We start from the raw sequence: 17996 nt of genomic DNA, 5'->3' as shown, positions 1-17996 counted from the left end.
AAGCTAGATATTTTATATAGCTACAGTCACTTGTGTTAAGACACAAGCAAAACCCCAAGAGGCGAATGGCGGCGCTTCGCGCCGCCATTCGCCTCTTGGGGTTTATGTCCTAATACACTTGGCGACAGCTATAGCTATAGTCACCTGTATCAGGACAAATCAAAAACCAAATAGTGTGAGGCGGCGCGAAGCGCCGCCTCACACTATTTGGTTTTTATGTCCTAACAAGCATAGCGATATCGAATTCACGTTAATGAAACAAAAAAGGTCATCAAATAGTGACCTTTTTTGTTTCATTGGACATTTTGTAGTTTATAATACAAATATAAAAGTTAATTTGTGAGTAAAAAAATGAAAGCTTACCGTGAAAACCAACAACAAGCATATAGAGATTATCGAGATCGCCAAATATGTGAAAACGCTCTTGAAAGCCATGAGCCAAAAGATCACTTACACCCCAATTACTGTCATTGGGCTTGGTTGCCAAAACCTAAATAATCTCAGTTCGGATTAATTTCAAACTAGCTCCTAAGAGGATTCGCGATGCGAACCCTCTTAGGAAACCAAAGCAGTAAAAGCCTCGCTTCGCGAGGCTTTTACTGCTTTGGTTGTTAGATGTTGTACTTATCTTATCTATCCCGAATAAAAAAGCGGCGCATCGCGCCGCTTTTTTATGGCTATTTACTCGAAGATTATCTTGCCCAGTAGATGACTTTCTTTTCTATGGCAACAAACAAGGCATAGAGCATGACACCTAAAATAGCAAGCGCAATCAGTGCCGCAAAGGCTAAAGGTACATTGAAGTCAGAAGCTGCTTGAACGATTAGATAACCTAAACCTGCGTTAGACGCGATCGATTCGGCAATTACAGCTCCAATAAAGGAAAAAGAAACAGCAATTTTGAGAGAGGCAAATACATAGGGCAAAGTATGTGGCCAGCCCACCTTTTGGAAAATCTCAAAGTCAGATGCGCCCAAAGCGTACAAAACATCTTTCATCTCAGGCTCAATTGTCTCTAATCCCAGAGCAACGTTAACCGCGATTGGGAAGAAAGCAAGTAAAAAAGCAGTGACGATCGCAGGAATGGCATTAGCTCCGAACCAAACTGCCAGTAGTGGTACTAGTGCAGATTTAGGAATTGTATTAAAAGCAACTAGTAATGGATAGAAAGTTAAGTAAATGAATTTGGAGTAACCAATTAGAAAACCGAGAACTACACCAACAAAGCTAGCGATCGCGAAACCTGCAAAAGTCGTCCAAACTGTACGCAAAGAGTTTTCTGTTAGCTGTGGAGCAAACTTAATTGCAGCTTCAATAATTTTAGACGGTGCAGGCAAATTAAAAGGCTGAATCTTGAAAGCCCAAACAGCTATTTCCCAGAAGATAAATAGCAAAACTGTAGCGATCGCTGGTAAAACGATTGTAGCTGCCTTAGTATTTAGAAAAGCATTAAAATCAAACTTTTTAGTTGATCGCCTTGAATTCTCAATCGTTCCCTGCATGTATTTTCCTCACTATTGAATATTAAAGCTAATGACAACTCTGGAGACAAGTTTTGCAATAATGCAATAACCAAAGTGATTTAGGAATTATTTCCTAGTTTTTATGAATATGACGACGTAACTCAGCCGCAAGATGAGCAAACTCATCACTAAGACACATCTCTAAAGTTCGAGGGCGAGGTAGATCAATCTTGAGCTTGAAAGCGATTTCACTAGGTCGTGGACTCATCACATAAACTGTATCTGATAGAAATACAGCTTCGCGCAAATCGTGAGTGATGAGAATGCCTACACACTTTGCCTCCATCCATAGTTTTTGCAACATTACCCACATTTCTTCACGGGTAAAGGCATCTAAAGCTCCAAATGGTTCATCTAACAAGAGAATTTCTGGTTGATGAATTAGGGAACGGCAGAGAGAGGCTCTCTGGCGCATACCACCTGACAATTGCCAAGGAAATTGCTGCTGGAAGTCTTTTAACCCTACTGCTTGTAGAAGCTTTTGAGCCATTTCCACATAGCGTGTATGGTTAACTTTAAAGTCACGCTTATAGGGATGTACAACTTCTAGTGGCAATAGGACATTATCAATAGTGCGTCGCCAAGGTAATAGCACAGGATTTTGGAAAGCAATACCCACGTTTTTGAGGGGCTTAGTTACCGCTTGACCGTGGCAGCGCAATTCACCAATTTTAGTAGGACTCAACCCTGAAACCATGCGTAAAATGGAGGTTTTACCGCATCCACTGGGACCCACAAATGACACAAATTCACCAGGTTGGATATCAAGCGATACTTCTTGAATAATTCGTCTCATGGTATCGCCAAAGGGATATTCTAAACCGATGCGATCAAACTCTAGCAGGGGCATCGAAGGAGCAGTAGCTTCAGTAGACTCAGAAGTTAAAGGTTGTACCATTTTAGTTAAACCATTTGATGAGGTTGAGGGGAGTCAGAAATTACGGTAAATAATCTAAAAAGATTGGCTAAGCCAATCTTTTTAGATTATTTGAGACTTAGAGTAGTGGTTTGCGATCGCTAGCAGGAGGAACCATCCGTTTCTCTTTAGGAGGTAGAAACTTATCTGTAAATAGATCAGCCACAGTAGCGGGCTTTAAGTTAAACCCTTCAACCGTTTGAGCAATGCTCTTTTCTAAGCGCTTCATATCCGCTCCACCAAAACCAGCCGCTTCGACTTCTGGAGTCACGTACATGCGCTCGATCGCCAATTTTAGGCGAAGTTTCTCCGCTTCTCGATCCATCAACTTACTTTGATCTGTAGAGATAACTAGATCAAGTGCTGCACTGGGATCTTTGACGACTTCCTGCATTCCACGGAAGTAAGCTTTGAGGAATGCTTTAATAGCATCAGGATTTTTGGTCATAAAATCTTGTTTAACCAAAATTCCATTGCCATAGAAATCCAAACCATATTCATCATAGAAGAAGATTTGGATGTCATCCATTGTCTTTCCACCCTTGATCAAGGACGGAATAACTGACGTATAGAAACCACTGACTGCATCAACTTTGCCTTGTAACAGGAAAGTCTCACGCAGTTTAGGCTCCATGGTGTCCCAAGTGACTGAATCAGGAGCAATCTTTACTTCCTTAGCAAAAAGTGGAAAAAGCTTACGTGGGCCGTCACCTGCGGGCGCACCTAGTTTCTTGCCAACTAGGTCAGCAGGAGTTTTAATTCCATTTGCTTTGAAAGTGACAATTGAGAAAGGAGCCTTGTTTTGATAAAAGGCTACCGCAACAATTTTGTCATTAGGATTCTTGTCATTGAATTCCATTGCATTGTAGACATCGCTAAATGCCATGTCATACTTGCCAGTACCAAGCTTACTGATCGTGTCAGCGTTACCGAACCCACGTTCATAACTGACATCCAACCCTTCTTCAGCAAAGTAACCCTTTTCGATCGCCCAAATCAGAGGTGCATCAAGACTTTGTTTCAAAAAAGGTAGTTGTACACGAATCTTTTGTTTTTCCTTCTTGTCCGTACTACCAGCTTGGGGAGATGACGCAGTAGTAGGAGCAGCAGTCTTGTCTCCAGAAGTTGTACTTGTAGTTGGTGGCGCAGAATTACAAGCAGCAAGCAAAGCTGTTGAGACGGCAATAAGGAGAATTCTATTTAACTGTTTCTGAAAGGTATGAAGCATTATTGCCCTGTAGAGTTAAAATGTATACTGTATACAAAACTAACTTGTATTTAAGGTGAGTAGAAAAGAAGTTTCTGTATAGATCAATACAAAGAAATATGCCTCTCGGAACAGCCTTGACCTCAATTTATCAGTAATCTGGGTCTGATGGTCAACGTATAACTGAAACCAAAAACGGAGTGACAGCGCGAAGCGCCGCCACTCCGTTTTGAGTTTCTAAAATGACTGGCAATAGTTATACTTCAAGACTTTAATGTAAAGTATTCAATACTAAAAGTTTGATAGTAATTTGATGAGGGTGTTTACTAATGACAGGTGTATCGATAGATTTGAAAGCAAAATCCCCTCTTTATGTCGGTTTGTTATTTGGTGGACAATCGGGTGAACATGATGTGTCAATTACATCGGCAAAAGCGATCGCCTCAGCCCTTACTCAAAATTCTCGATACAAGGTTCAACCCTTCTACATTCAGCGTGATGGGACATGGCGTAGTCCAGATGTATCGCAACAGGTTCTAGATGCTGGCAAAAGTTTACAAGATACAGAATTATTAACCAATGCTGCTTTTTTCTTACCAACAGAAGTTCAACAAATTGATCTTTGGTTCCCCGTCTTGCATGGACCTAATGGTGAAGATGGGACAGTGCAGGGACTATTGCAATTGATGCACAAGCCCTATGTTGGTAATGGGGTACTTGCCTCATCGGTGGGAATGGATAAGATCGCGATGAAGGCAATTTTTGCGAATGCAGGTTTGCCTCAAGTAAAGTACGTAGCTTTAAATCGTTGGCAATGGCTACAGGATGAGCAGGCTTGGAGTGAACATATTGAGGCTACGCTTGGTTATCCCTGCTTTGTGAAACCATCTAATCTTGGGTCATCGGTGGGAATTTCTAAAGTACGCGATCGCCAGCAGCTACAAGAGGCGATCGCTAGTGCCACTAGTTACGATCCGCGTATCATTATTGAGCAAGGTGTAACTGCTCGTGAAATTGAATGTGCAGTTCTCGGTAATGAGCAACCCCAAGCTTCAGCGATCGGTGAGATTACTTTCACGAGCGATTTCTACGACTATGAAACCAAGTACACTGCTGGCATGGCAGATCTGATTATTCCTAGCAAGTTGCCTGACAACGTAACTCAAGCGGTGCAGTCAATGGCGGTGAAAGCTTTTCAAACTGTGGCAGGTTCGGGTTTAGCTAGAGTTGATTTCTTTTATGTAGAAGCAACGGGAACGGTTTTAATTAATGAAATTAATACTTTCCCTGGATTTACATCACTAAGTATGTATCCAAAGTTGTGGGAATATTCGGGAATTCCGTTTACAGAACTATGCGATCGGCTTGTTGAGTTAGCACTTGAAAAGCATGTTTAGAGATGAAGCATTATTAGCAGATATTCAACCACAAGTTATTACTACTGAAGAAGAGAATGATCGCGCTTTGAGCATTGTTGAAAGTCTGCTAGCTGAAGAAAATCTGTCTCTAGAAAAAGAACAGATACTGCGGCTTCTAGTTTCTTTAATACCAAAACACAAAATGGCGTAGCCATTTTGCGTTTTTAAAACCCTTACTGGGTTTGGTTTTTAATTCACAAAAGTGTTGCCACACTTTCGTGAATTGGTATAATTGAAAAATTTGAAGATGAACATTATCAGTTAGCAGCGTCAACACCTCTTTCCATTTTGTTGCATTTAATGGAAGAGAATGGAATGAGACAAACAGACCTTGTGGGCATAATTGGCTCTCGTGGTGTAGTTTCTGAAGTTGTCAATGGCAAAAGAACTATTAGCAAAAGCCAAGCAAAATCACTTGGTGATTTCTTCCATGTCGATCCAAGTTTGTTTATTAATTTTTAGCTCATTAGATAAAATCAAGCATTTAATTTGAAAATTAAGCATTTTTCCGTAGATTTACAAATCTATATGGACATATGTTTGATTCGTTTAAAATGTTTTATCTTATTTTAAATATACATTAAAGCAAGAGTCATGACCTATTGACGTGCTCACAACGTGCGTCACAGGCTGTGGCTCTTGCTTTAATCTAATTGTGCCTAGCTAATCACAATGCAAAGTACTGGGTGATTAAAAATTCAGTTAAGATCGTCATAGTAAATCTTGGTAGTCTGATTTAAAGATCTATGCATTCTAAAGCCGTACAACCTATTGCGCCTATTGCTAAAGATGAATACAACGATAATCTAATCGATCGCTTGTTCATTAAGCTGTTTTCTCGCAAGATGGCGCAAGCTTTGGGTAAGGGAACCAAAATTGACGGCTATGATGGCTTTGTTGATTTGTCGAAACAAATTATGCAGGGACGCAACGCTCAAGAACAGCAAGTGCTTGTAGCACAAGTATTGCAATCCTTAGTACCAGCACCTGCACTTTGGTTTATTCGCACTTTTTTTTCTCCAACAAGACTGGTATGTGTTCTTAATGCATGGTTTGCAGCAAAGTTATTTGAGTGGCTAGTCGGTCCCTGTGAAGTCACTGAAGCTGAGATCAAGCTTGCCGATGGAACAGTGCGATCGCAACCTTCGGCTGTGCATATTAAAAAATGTCGTTATCTGGTGGATAGCGGCTGTGTTGGTATGTGTGTCAACATGTGTAAAGTCCCAACTCAAACATTTTTCACTGAGAAGTTTGGTATTCCCCTTACCATGACTCCCAACTTTGAAGATTTAAGTTGCGAGATGGTTTTTGGACAAATTCCTCTCGCTCCCGAAAATGACCCCGACTTTAATCAACCATGCTTAAAGCAACAATGCCCAACAGCAAGCTTTGCTAATGATGCATGTCCTAAGCTAAATTAACGTTAGTTCGACGAAAGTGAAGAATGGTAAGAATTGCTAAGTGATTCTTACCATTCTTCGCTATTTGTGGCGTGCTTCGCACGCCGCAAATGGCGATATTGAACTCACGTTAAATTAGCTTCGCTAGTCCAGCGCCATTTTGTGAATTGGCATAAAAGATTTTTTGAAAGTGTTGCGAAGCGACACTTTCAAAAAATCTCTTGGTTTAGATTTGAGCACAAAGCGTTGTAAAAGCTTTGCTTCACAGTACTTTTATGACAAGCAAAAAATAAAATTTATTTTTTGCTTGTTAAGATTGCACACTGTGTTATCATTAGATTCGCGAGTTAAGGGCTTGTAGCTCAGTGGACTAGAGCACGTGGCTACGGACCACGGTGTCGGGGGTTCGAATCCCTCCTGGCCCGTTCTAAAATAATAAAAAAGCAGCGCTTAGCGCTGCTTTTTTATTGAGTTTTTTGTTTGGTTGTAAATTTGTTAGAAATCGCCTGATCGACATCTTCAGGACTCACAATCCAATAACTAAAGCGAAACTCATTAGGCTCACTCGGTCTACCTTTAAGACTAGTAGCTTGAATTTGTTCAGGCTTTAAGGTCATACTAAAGGTAGCGATCGCCATCATCTCGTCAAAACTGAGATTAGAGTCCACATGCTTTTGCATGACGTTAATCAAATCGGGAAGATGCATTACAACCGCAGGATTAGCAATTTTAGCCTTCACTGCTTTCAACACAATCTGTTGCCGCTTAATCCGTCCAATGTCTCCATCTTCATCATGGCGAAAGCGAGAAAAACCTTCAGCCTGTTCGCCATTTAGAGTCTGCACACCTGCATAGAGATCGATATTTAATTTTTGCGTATTGTCAACATACTTCATCCGCTTGGGGACATTTACCTCAATGCCGCCAAGGGCATCAACTAAAGCTGATAGTCCGTGGGTATCAAGGCGAACATAGCGATCAATTTCAACGCCGTTAAGCTTTTCTGAGACAACCTCTTGAGCGAGTTCTGAACCACCGTAGACATTGGCTGCATTAATTTTGGTTACACCATAGCCTGGAATTGGTACTTGGGTATCGCGAGGAATTGATAGCATATACACAGAGCGATCAATCGGGTCTAGACGAATCAGCAACATACTATCGCTACGACCATTAAAGGACTCAGGAGAGCCAAGAGGAGCGTCAAGTACGCGATCAACCCCCATTACCAAAATCTGATAGGGTCTTTCTAACTTGCGACCTAAGCCCTCCATCAAAACTTCTTCGGGCTTACGCCCCGTTAATAATCCGCCCCAATCTAAGGCATTGATGGGGATAATTCGCCCTAAAAAAGCCCCCACGCTTACCGAGAGTAGTAGAGATAAAGTAAAACCAATTTTCGCAAAGGGGATGCGTCTAACTTTCGTAATGGTAGTTTGAGGCAAATCGATTTGCGTTGTTTCTAGTGAATTGATAGGCAAATCAGCACGATTGGTGGCATCGGCTGACCGAACTTTGGATGCAGTTATCGGTCTATTGCTCACACACCACTCCATAACTTCTATAATGCTCAACAAACAACATATACCGCAAGTCAACAACTCTATGCAAGCTGTAATTATTGCTGGTGGAAAAGGAACAAGGCTCAGACCCTTGACCTATGGCTGTCCTAAGCCAATGCTACCTCTGGTGGATCGCCCATTTTTAGAATGGATGATTAATCGTTGTCGTGAAGCTAGTGTGTGCGACATTTTGCTAAACGTGCAGTATCAAGCGCGACAAGTAATCGATTATTTTGGGGATGGCGATCGCTTTGGTGTAAAAATTCGATATGTCGAAGAGTCCACACCACTTGACACCGCAGGCGCAATTAAGCTTGCAGAGCCATATTTCACAGGTGAGTCATTAATTGTATTCAATGCCGATATCCTTACAAATTTAGACTTGACGGCGCTCATAAAGTTTCATAAGTCAACTGAAGCTGATGCAACTTTGACTTTGACAAGAGTTCCTGATATTACGCCTTTTGGCTTAGTAGAAATTAATGAGCAAAGTCAAGTCCAAGCTTTTCGAGAGAAACCAAATGCAGAACAAGCGGTAGAATTTCTTGCTCAAGGTATTGATACGATTAATGCAGGAACCTATGTTTTAGAACCAAAGATTTTTGACATCTATCCAATGGGTGAACCTCTAAGCTTTGAACGGAAAGTTTTCCCCAATGTTTTAGAGCGTGGTTTGAAGATGATGGGGTTTGTATGGGACGGTTATTGGATGGATATGGGAACACCTGAGAAGTATTTTCAAGCCCAGATTGATGTATTGGAAGAAAAAGTCCCATTTGATTTCGGCGATCGCGCTGAGAAGCGAAGTAAAGGAGTTTGGATTGCGAAAACTGCTAAGGTTGCTGAGGGAGCAGTTTTGAATACACCTTGTTATGTGGGAGAAAATGCTTCTATTGGCAAAGATGCTCATATTCCATCGCAAACTTTAATTGGAGCGAATTCTCTTATTAATAGGGAGATCGCCTCTGGTACGTATGCCGCAGGTTCAATGCTAGTTTAGATAAAAAAAGCCTCGCTTTGCGAGGCTTTTTTTATCCAAAAATATGCGTTTAGCGCATCTTTTTAGATTTAGTCGTTCCGTTTGAATGACTCTAGCCATTCACGCAACTGTTGCGAAGCGATATCTTTACCACCGAGTCCAAAGGCAACGGCGATCGCTACGGCAATTGCCCCAGTCAATAAGCCAAATGCTAAATCAACAATGTTACTAGCGATACCCATTTGCTTGAGAGCCATCGCTGTAATTAGCGCAATAATGGAAATCCTTGCCGCATGACCGAGGATTCTTGCCTGTCTGCCACCAGTGCTAGTAATCAAGTTAAAGGCAAGATTGGCAAGATACAAGCCGATCGCGAAAATCACTACACCACTTAGAACTTGTCCAGACACTGACAATACCCCAAAAACAATGCTAGTCAGCGCATTGATCTGCAAAACATCGGTAGCTGTAGCGATCGCCACTAGCATAATTGCTAGAAATACGATGATACCAACGATTTGTGAGGGCGTTTGTGTGGGGAGTGAAGTTATAGCGTTGTTGTCTGTATCTTCAGTTGCAGATGTACTACTTTGCGAAGTAGCTGCGATCGCTGGAAATCCCAACCATTGCAAAATATTGTTAAAGCCTAAACCTGTGAGAATTCCAGAAACGATATCTCTTGCAAACTGACCAAAGAAATAGGCAACCGTGAGAATCGCACTAGCTACAAAAACTTGAGGTAAGAAGCGCAACACTTGATCAAGCATTGCTGTTGCTGGACGAGAAATCGCGCCAACTTCTAATGCTTCTAAAGTAGATATGGCTGTAGGAATCAGAATCAATACATAAATGAAGTTCCCAACTACTTGAGATAGGGTATATTCAGTTTGATTAGGAGTCCAACGCTGAAGGAAGCGATCTGCTCCACTAGTAGCCAAGAGATTTGTGACAATCCGCTTCACAGCTTGGGCAATCAACCAGCCAATACCACCAATCATCACAGCTTTGAGGATTTTGGGTAGAGCGCTCAAAATCTGATTGACGAGATTTTGTAAAGGCTGAAGAGCCTGAACTAAGCCAAGAGTATCTAGAACCAATGGCAGAAAGAGTAACAAAATAAACCAATACAAAGCTGAGGATAAAGTCTCACTAAGGGGCATTACTTGTGTGGTGGTATCCCCAACACTCTCATTCACCTTCGTATCAATTTGAGCTGTTCGCAAAAATCGTCCGACAATGGCTTTGCTGACGGTAGCTAAGATCCATGCAATACCAGCCAGAATCGCTGCACCGCCGAGCTTAGGTAAAAATGACGCAACTTGCGCTAGTAAGCTATTTAAGGGAGTAGCAACTGCATCTAATCGGAGGAATTGGAAAAATCCTACCAAAGTAAATAGGAGAATAATCCAAAAAACTGTAGTGCCAGCCCATTTCTCAATCGGCAAACTACTGCTACGGGAACCAGTTAACCAATTCGACAGCTTATTATCAATATCAGTGCGCTTCAGTAAACCTTCGGTCATGGAAGAGAAAAATATGGCAACTACCCAGCCACCAACTAAAATAGCGATCGCAAAGACAAGCTGAAATACGATTCCATCAGGTCGAAGTAAATCTTCTATCGCAAAACTTTTTGTCGTCGAGGTTTGAGCCAAGACGAAAGACGTGAAATCGCGCATACGGCACCTCAATGTAAAGAACTCAGGAAAGTAATACCAATTTACAAAAGTGAGACGATACTTTCATAAATTAAAAATTAAACCCAGTAATGGTTTAAAAAGCACAAAATGGCGCAGTCATTTTGTGCTTTGGTATAACCCCTCACCGTATATTAAATGTAGTTATAGGTATGAAATAGACAGCAATAGTTAAGATTTTCCTTGGATAGCAAAGCAATTTTTGCTTAGGACATAAAAGCCAAGAAGTGAGGGGCAGTGCCCCCTCACTTCTTGGCTTTTAATTTGTCCTAGCTTTCTCTTGTGCTGCGATATAGCTGTCGCCAGTCTTGTTAGGACACAAACCCAAAAGACGAGTTGCGGCGCTTCGCGCCGCAACTCGTCTTTTGGGTTTTGATTCGTCCTAGTACAAATGGCGACAGCTATATTTGCTACAAAAAAGTTTACTAAACTCCAAGGAAAAAAATACGCCACTGAGTGGCGTATTTTTTTCCTTGGATAGTCAATCTATTTGCCCTTCTTTTTGCCTTTACTTGCAGTCAGTATTTCTGACTGAGCAATTTCAGCATCAAGAATGGTTTGCCCTGTTGCTGCAAGAAATACATCATCAAGGCTAGGTCTGGACTGGGACAAACTAAATACTTCAATATCAACTGCTGCCAAAATGTTTTGAATTTCACTAATGGCATTAGCATCAGGAGTAACAAATAAGTTAACTGCATTACCTTGTGCCGAATTAATAGTAATGCTTTGCACAATTGGTAACTGCTGCAAAATCTTTTTCGCATGTTCGGCTTCACGGCGATCAGCAAACTCGCGAATCCTGACTGTAATGCGATCGCCGCCAACCTTAGTCTTTAAATCATTGGTTGTGCCTTCAGCAATAATTTTGCCCTTATCAATAATTGCCACGCGATCGGCAAGTGCATCAATTTCTTCAAGGTAATGACTGCTAATCAATACGGTCACACCTGAAGCTCGGAGCTTGCGTAAAAACTCCCAAATTGCGATCCGACTCTGGATATCTAAACCCACTGTCGGCTCATCAAGAATGAGTACCGATGGTTGATGGAGTAAACCCGCAGCCAAGTCTAAGCGCTTTTTTAGACCACCTGAATATGTCCCTGATAGCTTATCAGCGTAAGGCTCTAGTTGCAGTAAATCTAATACGCTATCAATGCGATCGCCAATTTGTGTTGGCGGAATGTGATACAGCGCCGCTTGAAAACGTAATAATTCTCGTCCTGTCAGTACTTTATCTAGAGCAACCTCTTGAGCAATGTAGCCTAGACGATTGCGGATCGCTCTTGCATCTGTTGCCCCAGCTACCTCAATTAATCCTGAATCAGGAGTAGTCAAAGTACAGAGACAACGCATGGTTGTAGTTTTGCCTGCTCCATTTGGACCTAGTAGCCCATATATCTGACCCTGTGTAACATTTAGAGAAATTCCATCTACAGCAACAGTCTCGCCATAAGTTTTTCTAAGATTTTCAATTCGTACTGCCGATTGCATGGATATATCTAAGTATTACGTTCTATTAAACATACATTTTAACCGTGTCGTTCTTAAAACTGCAATAAAATCTCAGGCTCTCAGCAATGTTTAAGCAATACTACCTTCCCACTCAAGAATTAGTATTACAGCACTTTTCTTTGCGTTAATAAATTCTTGGGTTTTAATGTTTATTCTTAACGTGAGTTCGATATCGCCATTTGCAGCGTGATTCGCTTGCGTCGCACTGACGTTATTTTTAGACTAGGAAGGGAATATCTAGAGTAAGACTTAAGGAAAAAAGATTAATGGCGTAAAGCATCGCCATTAATCTTTTGGGTAAGTAAAACTTGCATCTATAGCTGTCTCCAAGTGTATGAGGGCATAAACCCCAAGAAGAGAATGGCGGCGCTTAGCGCCGCCATTCTCTTCTTGGGGTTTGCTGTTGTCCTAACACAATCGACTTGTTTAGGCTTTATGTAGAACAAGAAATTTTTTGAAAGCGCAAAGTTTTATGTGTCGAAATATTTTATTAAGTTAACTTTGATTTCATTCTTGAATATTCAGTCAAATAGAATTCTATTCTTGTTCATTAAGGGGACTTCGAGAAGATTATTTTCAAGATTGCAGCAGCCGAATAAGTATATTTACTAAGTTTATTTGAGGGGTAAGAAGAAGATTATGCTAACAATGAATCGCACTTTGGATGAAAAAATTGCGAGTATTGATCACGTTTATCTAAGCGATAGTGATTTGGTCAATTTGGAGCGTTTTGCTAATAGCTTTTCAGTGCGTGTCAAGACCTATAACCTATTGCGCGATCGCGCCGATGAAATTACGATTCGATCGCTCAAACTCTTGGCTCAGCAATATCCTGAATTAGTTCAGAAACAGTTGCAACGATGCAAATATGATATGTCTAACGTAATTCGTTATGCATCGCTATCAGTATTACGTGATGACGAACTTTTCTTTCGTGAAGCCCTGATGGATTGGTTGGCAAATATCATCAATTCCTATCAAATTGCTAAAGAATGCTCTACTGCTTATCGTCTTTTGCAGTCGGTCGTTGACGAGATGTTACCTGCTGAATGTGCAGCTTTGTTGAAGCCTTATTCAGAAATGGCTATCGCAGCCCTGCTCAATGCTTAACTAGGCATGTTACCTACCAAAAAATTAATGGCACAAGCTATAGAGATTTACTTCCGAGACTCTAGGTAATTAATAGCCAGTTTGAACGATGTTTTAGAAGTTTTTTGTAGAGAGTTTTTGGAGAAGATGTCATGGCTACCCATACCCCCATCACCATTGATCGCAAGTCCACAGAGATAGATCGTCAAATTGCACTTCGTCAAATTTATGCCCAAGTGCTAGAGCGACAGCCCTATGAATATGAGCGCAAAGAGATTGCCAAACTTGAGAAAGATTTTCTTAAAGGAAAGTTAGGGGTAAAACATTTCATTGGCGAACTAGTTATGTCGTCTGTTTATCTCAACAGCTTTTATCGGGACTGTTCTAACCTCAAGTTTGTGGAATGGAGCTTCAAGCATTTGCTTGGTAGAGCAATCCAAGGGCATGAAGAGATTACCAAGTATATGGATTTGCTGATGATGAAAGGTGTATCCGCATTTTTCCAGGAGATTCTAGGGTCTGAAGAATATCGCAAAGCATTTGGCTGCTTTACTATCCCCTATGCTCGTAATGTCAAATTCTATGATTCACCTCGTAACTATCTTCAAACAGATCTTCTTCAGCATGAGCATGTGGGGCAACGGGGCAAGGTCATTCCCACCATCTATTGGCAACAACTAGGCATGGATTGCGAAACGGGTACTTGTGTCATTCCTGAAGAAATGATGCATGATTCAGAAGCAATTAGTCATTCTGTGCACTCTGCAGATCGCCAAAAAGCACTTGCTCAAATCTACGCTCAAGTGCTAGAGCGTCAACCCTACGAGTTTGAGCGAAAAGAGATTGCTCACCTAGAGAAAGATTTTCTAGCTGGCAAAATTGATGTGCGCCATTTCTTGGGAGAGCTAGTGGTATCTGAGCTTTATCTCGATAGTTTTTATCGTGATAGCTCTAATTTGAAATTTATGGAATTGAGCTTTAAGCATTTGCTTGGCAGGACAGCCCATGATAAAGAAGAGATTAGTGGGTATACAGATGTATTAACCAAGCATGGTGTCAATGCCTTCTTCCATAAAATCTTTGATTCTGAAGAATATCGCAAAGCTTTTGGTTGTCATACTATTCCCTATGCTCGTGATGTGAAGTTCCATGATTCACCTCGTAATTACTTGCAGAGTGCTTTGATCCAACATGAGCATATTGGGCAGCATGGAAAAGCTGTGCCAACGCTCTATTGGCAAGAGTTAGGCATGGATTGTGAGACAGGTACTTGCGTGATGCCTGAGAATCAGGCTGATCAACATCATGATCATGCCTATCATCATCAATCTGTTGCCGAAAAAGCTAAAGTTAAAGAGCCAGTTTCTAAAGCGCTCAATGAAGAAATTGAAGAGCTTTTACAAATGTTGCAAAACAGTGATGCAAGACAGATTTTGCAAAGTATGAATGAAAATCAGCGATCGCTACTCCGCAATCTCGCTAAATAACCAAATAAAAAAGGCGAGCTAAGCTCGCCTTTTTTATTGCTATAGTTTCCTAACGAGAATTTTATTAGCAAGGCGGCTAACTTGAATAGTTACGGCAAGAGTTGCCACCAAACCTAAAACTTTAATCCCCCATTGAGCAATTTGAGTTTGGGGATTACTAATTATGTTGGAAGGTTGCATTTCCAGCAAAGCAATATCTCCAAGCAGAGAACCAAGATAAACATACATAATTGTGGCTGGAATCATCCCAATTGAGCCGAGGACATAATCCTTCAAAGTTACACGGGTAACCCCAAACACATAGTTCAACATATTGAATGGGAAAATTGGTGACAGCCTTGTCAACAGAACAATTTTGAATCCATCGATCGCTACAGCTTCATCGATCGCTCGAAAAGTCACATTTTTGCTAATCTTCTCATTTACCCATTTTTGTGCAAAATATCTACCAATCAAAAAAGCAAAAGTAGCGCCTAAAGTTGCAGCAACGAATACATAGATTGAACCCCATACCAAACCATATATTGCGCCACCACCCAAAGTCAGTAATGAAGCTGGAATGAATAAAACTGTTGCAATGTTGTAAATAACGATAAAAGCGATCGCGCCAATAGTTCCCAGCATCTTTACCCAAAGTAAAGTGCTTTGAACCAAAGTACTAATCCTAACGTGGGTACTCAGATGCTGAAAAAACACTAGCAATAAAAGTGACGAAGCTATAAGAAATATAACTTTCAGCCAAAATTTTGGTGTGTTAAATTGTGATCGCTTCATAAAGACTTTGATCAGTTTTAGTAGACAGAAAATGAAAAAAGTAGTAGCCCTACTAATTAGGCTCAATCTCCAGCCATTTATCGATCAGTCCTTTTGGAGGTGTAACTTCAATTCTTTTTTGTTTGATATCGACAAATGGAGCGATCGCTTCGACAAAGGGAATCAATTCGATTTCATTGTTTTCAAGATTGCGAACCTCCAGCAAATCATTTCCTGCGGCAATGATGCTAATCACTTCACCCAGTAATTTACCTGTGGTTTGATGGTAAACATTACAACCTACTAAGTCTGCAATCATATACTCATTATGCTCTAAATAAGGGCGATCGCTAGTGGGGATAAACATGAGATAGTTACGCAAAGATTCTGCGCGATCGCAATCATTAATTCCTTCCAGACGCACCACAAATAGATTCTTTTTGCCAGCAACTTCTCGACCCGAAAGCATCATGATTTCTTGCGGTTCATCTTTCTCCGAAGCTGCAATCCAGCGCTTGCCAGCATTTTCAAAACGTTCTGGGAAATCTGAATAGGACAATATTCTCACCTCGCCTTTTAGCCCTTGTGGTGAGACAATTTTGCCAATCATTAACCAATCTTCAGTCATATATTTCATCCTTGGTTTGCAAATTCTCGTAAATTAGGAAGTTGCAAACCTATAACATTCTTTCTATTTGTTCTAATGCGTCTAATGCGGCTGCTCGTTCTGCTTCCTTTTTACTAGAAAAATTTCGCATACTCTGACCATATAGGCGATCGCCAACATATACTTTAGACGCAAATTCGGGCGTGTGATCAGTTCCCCCCACTTTTTCGGTGACATATCTGGGCAAAATATGACCGATATAAGACTGCACCCATTCCTGTAAGCGATTTTTAGCATCAAGATCGGCGCGAGTATTCACTAACTCTGGTGGTACTGAATTAAACAAAGCCTCCACCGCAGGACGCACAGCCTCCACATCACAATTACGATCCAGATACAAAGCACCAATCATTGCTTCAAATACACAGCTTAAGAGATTGTCACTTTTATTACCGCCATCACGTAACGCCCCCTTGCCCAATAGGATTTGCGTATCTAACTCCAAGGCGATCGCAAAATTTGCTAACTGCTTCTCATCTACTAGAGCCGCACGACGACGAGTAAGTTCATCTTCACCGAGGTCAGCATGTTGACGGTAAAGATAGGAACCGCTTAAAAAATTTAAAATGGCATCACCCAAGAATTCTAAGCGCTCATTATCTTCTCCTGCGCTGGGATTTTCATGCACATAGGAACGATGGGTCAGAGCCATTCGCAATAATTTTTCATTCTTAAAAACAAATAGATCTTGCATTATTACCAATATAAAAATTATCCAGACAATACTTTAATCACCATTGCTATCACAATCCTAAATTGTTTGTGAGAATGTGCGACTTTGTGGCACATTCTCACAAACAATTTAATCTCGCAAATAAATTAGGATCGACAACTTCGATAGGAGATATTGCCATCAGGCAATATTGTCTGACATATCCTAGCCTCATTCATCCATCCCACATCTAACTCAGCATGTTTTAGATTAGCGCCATTAAAGTTGACACCGCGTAAATCAGCCCCAGTCAAATCAGCCCCAGTCAAGTCTGCATTAGTTAAATCAGCATTCCACAGATTCGCTCCGTTAAAGCAAGCACCATGCAAAATCGTACCGCGCAGAATTGCTTTACTTAAATTACTACCAATAAAATTGATATTACTCAAATTTAGACCACTTAAATTTGCTAAACGCAGATTAATCTCACTAAAATCCACCCGATCAAGATCAGCCTCTCGTAGATCTACTTCACTTAAATTTGCCCCCTTTAAATTTGCCCCATGTAAGCTAGACTCACTAAGATCAGCTTCACTGAGATCGGCATTTTGCAAGTTAGATCGACTCAGATTTGCCCGAAACAAAAAAGCATGATGCAGATTTACATGACTCAAATCTGTATTAGAAAGATTAGCTTCAAGAAGGTAAGCCTTTTGTAAATTTGCCCCTTTAAAATTCATCCCGTGCAAATTGGTACAATTCAGAATTGCTAGCCGAAAGTTTACGCTACTAAAGATCACATTAGTAAATTGCGCGCCGCTCAATCCTGCATAACTAAAGTTAGCACGAGTGATATTGGCATTACTGAGATTAGAGTCTAGTAAAGATGCACCGCATAAATCGGCATCAGACAAATTTGCACCAGATAGATCGGTATTACAGAGAGTGGACTCCCATAGATTTGCAAAAACTAGATTTGCGTTACGTAAAATCGCATTACTGAGATCAACTTTACTTAAATCTAATCCTTTCAAATCCCATCCCTCAAAGTTTCTTTCTCCTTGGGAATATCGTTCTATCAAATTGCGTTTTTTAGCAATATGATTCAACATAAATATAATATGTTTGTAT

Annotated in this window: 17 protein-coding genes, 1 tRNA gene and 1 pseudogene; 9 read left to right on the top strand and 10 right to left on the bottom strand. The window is 40.8% G+C overall.

Features of this window, described 5'->3' with window-relative positions; all coding sequences use genetic code 11:
* The first annotated feature begins 364 nt into the window (after positions 1-364).
* Positions 365-514 carry a hypothetical protein gene (locus ABM313_RS05955; protein WP_434686765.1) on the top strand — a complete coding sequence of 50 codons (150 nt, stop codon included), beginning with the start codon at positions 365-367 and terminating at the stop codon, positions 512-514.
* Between the two features lie 178 nt (positions 515-692).
* Here the strand turns inward: ABM313_RS05955 and ABM313_RS05950 are convergent, their stop codons facing one another.
* The 3 genes from ABM313_RS05950 to ABM313_RS05940 all read right to left on the bottom strand — a co-directional run bounded on the left by ABM313_RS05950 (position 693) and on the right by ABM313_RS05940 (position 3667).
* The gene (locus ABM313_RS05950) at positions 693-1502 is read right to left on the bottom strand and encodes an ABC transporter permease (RefSeq protein WP_434686764.1); all 810 of its coding nucleotides are present in this window, start codon (positions 1500-1502) and stop codon (positions 693-695) included.
* A gap of 94 nt (positions 1503-1596) precedes the next feature.
* On the bottom strand, positions 1597-2421 hold the full coding sequence (locus tag ABM313_RS05945; RefSeq protein WP_434686763.1) for an ABC transporter ATP-binding protein: 825 nt from the start codon (positions 2419-2421) through the stop codon (positions 1597-1599).
* A gap of 97 nt (positions 2422-2518) precedes the next feature.
* Positions 2519-3667, bottom strand: coding sequence for an ABC transporter substrate-binding protein (locus tag ABM313_RS05940; protein WP_434686762.1), 1149 nt, complete (start codon positions 3665-3667; stop codon positions 2519-2521).
* Between the two features lie 308 nt (positions 3668-3975).
* Here ABM313_RS05940 and ABM313_RS05935 point away from each other — a divergent pair, with 308 nt between their 5' ends.
* The 5 genes and pseudogenes from ABM313_RS05935 to ABM313_RS05915 all read left to right on the top strand — a co-directional run bounded on the left by ABM313_RS05935 (position 3976) and on the right by ABM313_RS05915 (position 6889).
* Positions 3976-5043 carry a D-alanine--D-alanine ligase family protein gene (locus ABM313_RS05935; RefSeq protein ID WP_434686761.1) on the top strand — a complete coding sequence of 356 codons (1068 nt, stop codon included), beginning with the start codon at positions 3976-3978 and terminating at the stop codon, positions 5041-5043.
* Positions 5036-5215: a hypothetical protein gene (locus ABM313_RS05930; RefSeq protein WP_434686760.1), complete on the top strand. Its 180-nt coding sequence runs from the start codon at positions 5036-5038 to the stop codon at positions 5213-5215. Before ABM313_RS05935 ends, ABM313_RS05930 begins: the two co-directional genes overlap by 8 nt.
* Positions 5216-5295: 80 nt before the next feature.
* Positions 5296-5526: pseudogene (locus ABM313_RS05925) on the top strand (helix-turn-helix domain-containing protein); the annotation flags it as partial.
* A gap of 284 nt (positions 5527-5810) precedes the next feature.
* A complete protein-coding gene (locus ABM313_RS05920; RefSeq protein ID WP_434686759.1) occupies positions 5811-6485 on the top strand; it encodes a DUF4033 domain-containing protein in 675 nt (224 codons plus the stop codon).
* A gap of 330 nt (positions 6486-6815) precedes the next feature.
* A tRNA-Arg gene (locus ABM313_RS05915) sits at positions 6816-6889 on the top strand.
* A 39-nt stretch (positions 6890-6928) separates the two neighbouring features.
* Here ABM313_RS05915 and ABM313_RS05910 read toward each other — a convergent pair.
* On the bottom strand, positions 6929-8008 hold the full coding sequence (locus tag ABM313_RS05910; RefSeq protein WP_434686758.1) for an LCP family protein: 1080 nt from the start codon (positions 8006-8008) through the stop codon (positions 6929-6931).
* Between the two features lie 61 nt (positions 8009-8069).
* On the opposite strand from ABM313_RS05910, the gene ABM313_RS05905 reads away from it, so the two are divergent.
* The gene (locus ABM313_RS05905) at positions 8070-9026 is read left to right on the top strand and encodes a sugar phosphate nucleotidyltransferase (protein ID WP_434686757.1); all 957 of its coding nucleotides are present in this window, start codon (positions 8070-8072) and stop codon (positions 9024-9026) included.
* Positions 9027-9094: 68 nt separating this feature from the next.
* Here the strand turns inward: ABM313_RS05905 and ABM313_RS05900 are convergent, their stop codons facing one another.
* Together ABM313_RS05900 and ABM313_RS05895 are read right to left on the bottom strand one after the other, a co-directional pair.
* On the bottom strand, positions 9095-10684 hold the full coding sequence (locus ABM313_RS05900) for a mechanosensitive ion channel (protein WP_434686756.1): 1590 nt from the start codon (positions 10682-10684) through the stop codon (positions 9095-9097).
* 504 nt (positions 10685-11188) lie between these two features.
* Positions 11189-12196, bottom strand: a complete 1008-nt coding sequence (locus ABM313_RS05895) for an ATP-binding cassette domain-containing protein (protein WP_434686755.1) — start codon at positions 12194-12196, stop codon at positions 11189-11191.
* 660 nt (positions 12197-12856) lie between these two features.
* Between ABM313_RS05895 and ABM313_RS05890 the strand changes: the two genes are divergently transcribed.
* Both ABM313_RS05890 and ABM313_RS05885 read left to right on the top strand, forming a co-directional pair.
* A complete protein-coding gene (locus ABM313_RS05890; protein ID WP_434686754.1) occupies positions 12857-13327 on the top strand; it encodes a phycocyanin in 471 nt (156 codons plus the stop codon).
* Positions 13328-13458: 131 nt separating this feature from the next.
* Complete coding sequence (locus ABM313_RS05885; RefSeq protein ID WP_434686753.1) at positions 13459-14793, top strand: phycobilisome rod-core linker polypeptide; 1335 nt, start codon at positions 13459-13461, stop codon at positions 14791-14793.
* Between the two features lie 39 nt (positions 14794-14832).
* On the opposite strand, the gene ABM313_RS05880 is transcribed toward ABM313_RS05885, so the two are convergent.
* The 4 genes from ABM313_RS05880 to ABM313_RS05865 all read right to left on the bottom strand — a co-directional run bounded on the left by ABM313_RS05880 (position 14833) and on the right by ABM313_RS05865 (position 17977).
* On the bottom strand, positions 14833-15567 hold the full coding sequence (locus ABM313_RS05880; RefSeq protein WP_434686752.1) for a TVP38/TMEM64 family protein: 735 nt from the start codon (positions 15565-15567) through the stop codon (positions 14833-14835).
* A 52-nt stretch (positions 15568-15619) separates the two neighbouring features.
* Complete coding sequence (rimM, locus tag ABM313_RS05875; RefSeq protein WP_434686751.1) at positions 15620-16174, bottom strand: ribosome maturation factor RimM; 555 nt, start codon at positions 16172-16174, stop codon at positions 15620-15622.
* A 49-nt stretch (positions 16175-16223) separates the two neighbouring features.
* Positions 16224-16907 (bottom strand): ribonuclease III, encoded by a 684-nt coding sequence (rnc, locus tag ABM313_RS05870; protein ID WP_434686750.1) that lies wholly within the window; start codon positions 16905-16907, stop codon positions 16224-16226.
* A gap of 125 nt (positions 16908-17032) precedes the next feature.
* Positions 17033-17977: a pentapeptide repeat-containing protein gene (locus ABM313_RS05865; protein WP_434686749.1), complete on the bottom strand. Its 945-nt coding sequence runs from the start codon at positions 17975-17977 to the stop codon at positions 17033-17035.
* Positions 17978-17996 lie beyond the last annotated feature (19 nt).

This window comes from Pseudanabaena minima str. Chao 2107 (genome assembly GCF_051131155.1).
Classification (GTDB): domain Bacteria; phylum Cyanobacteriota; class Cyanobacteriia; order Pseudanabaenales; family Pseudanabaenaceae; genus Pseudanabaena; species Pseudanabaena minima.
The sequence above is the reverse complement of the archived record's forward strand: the minus strand, read 5'-3'. Positions and strand labels throughout refer to the sequence as shown.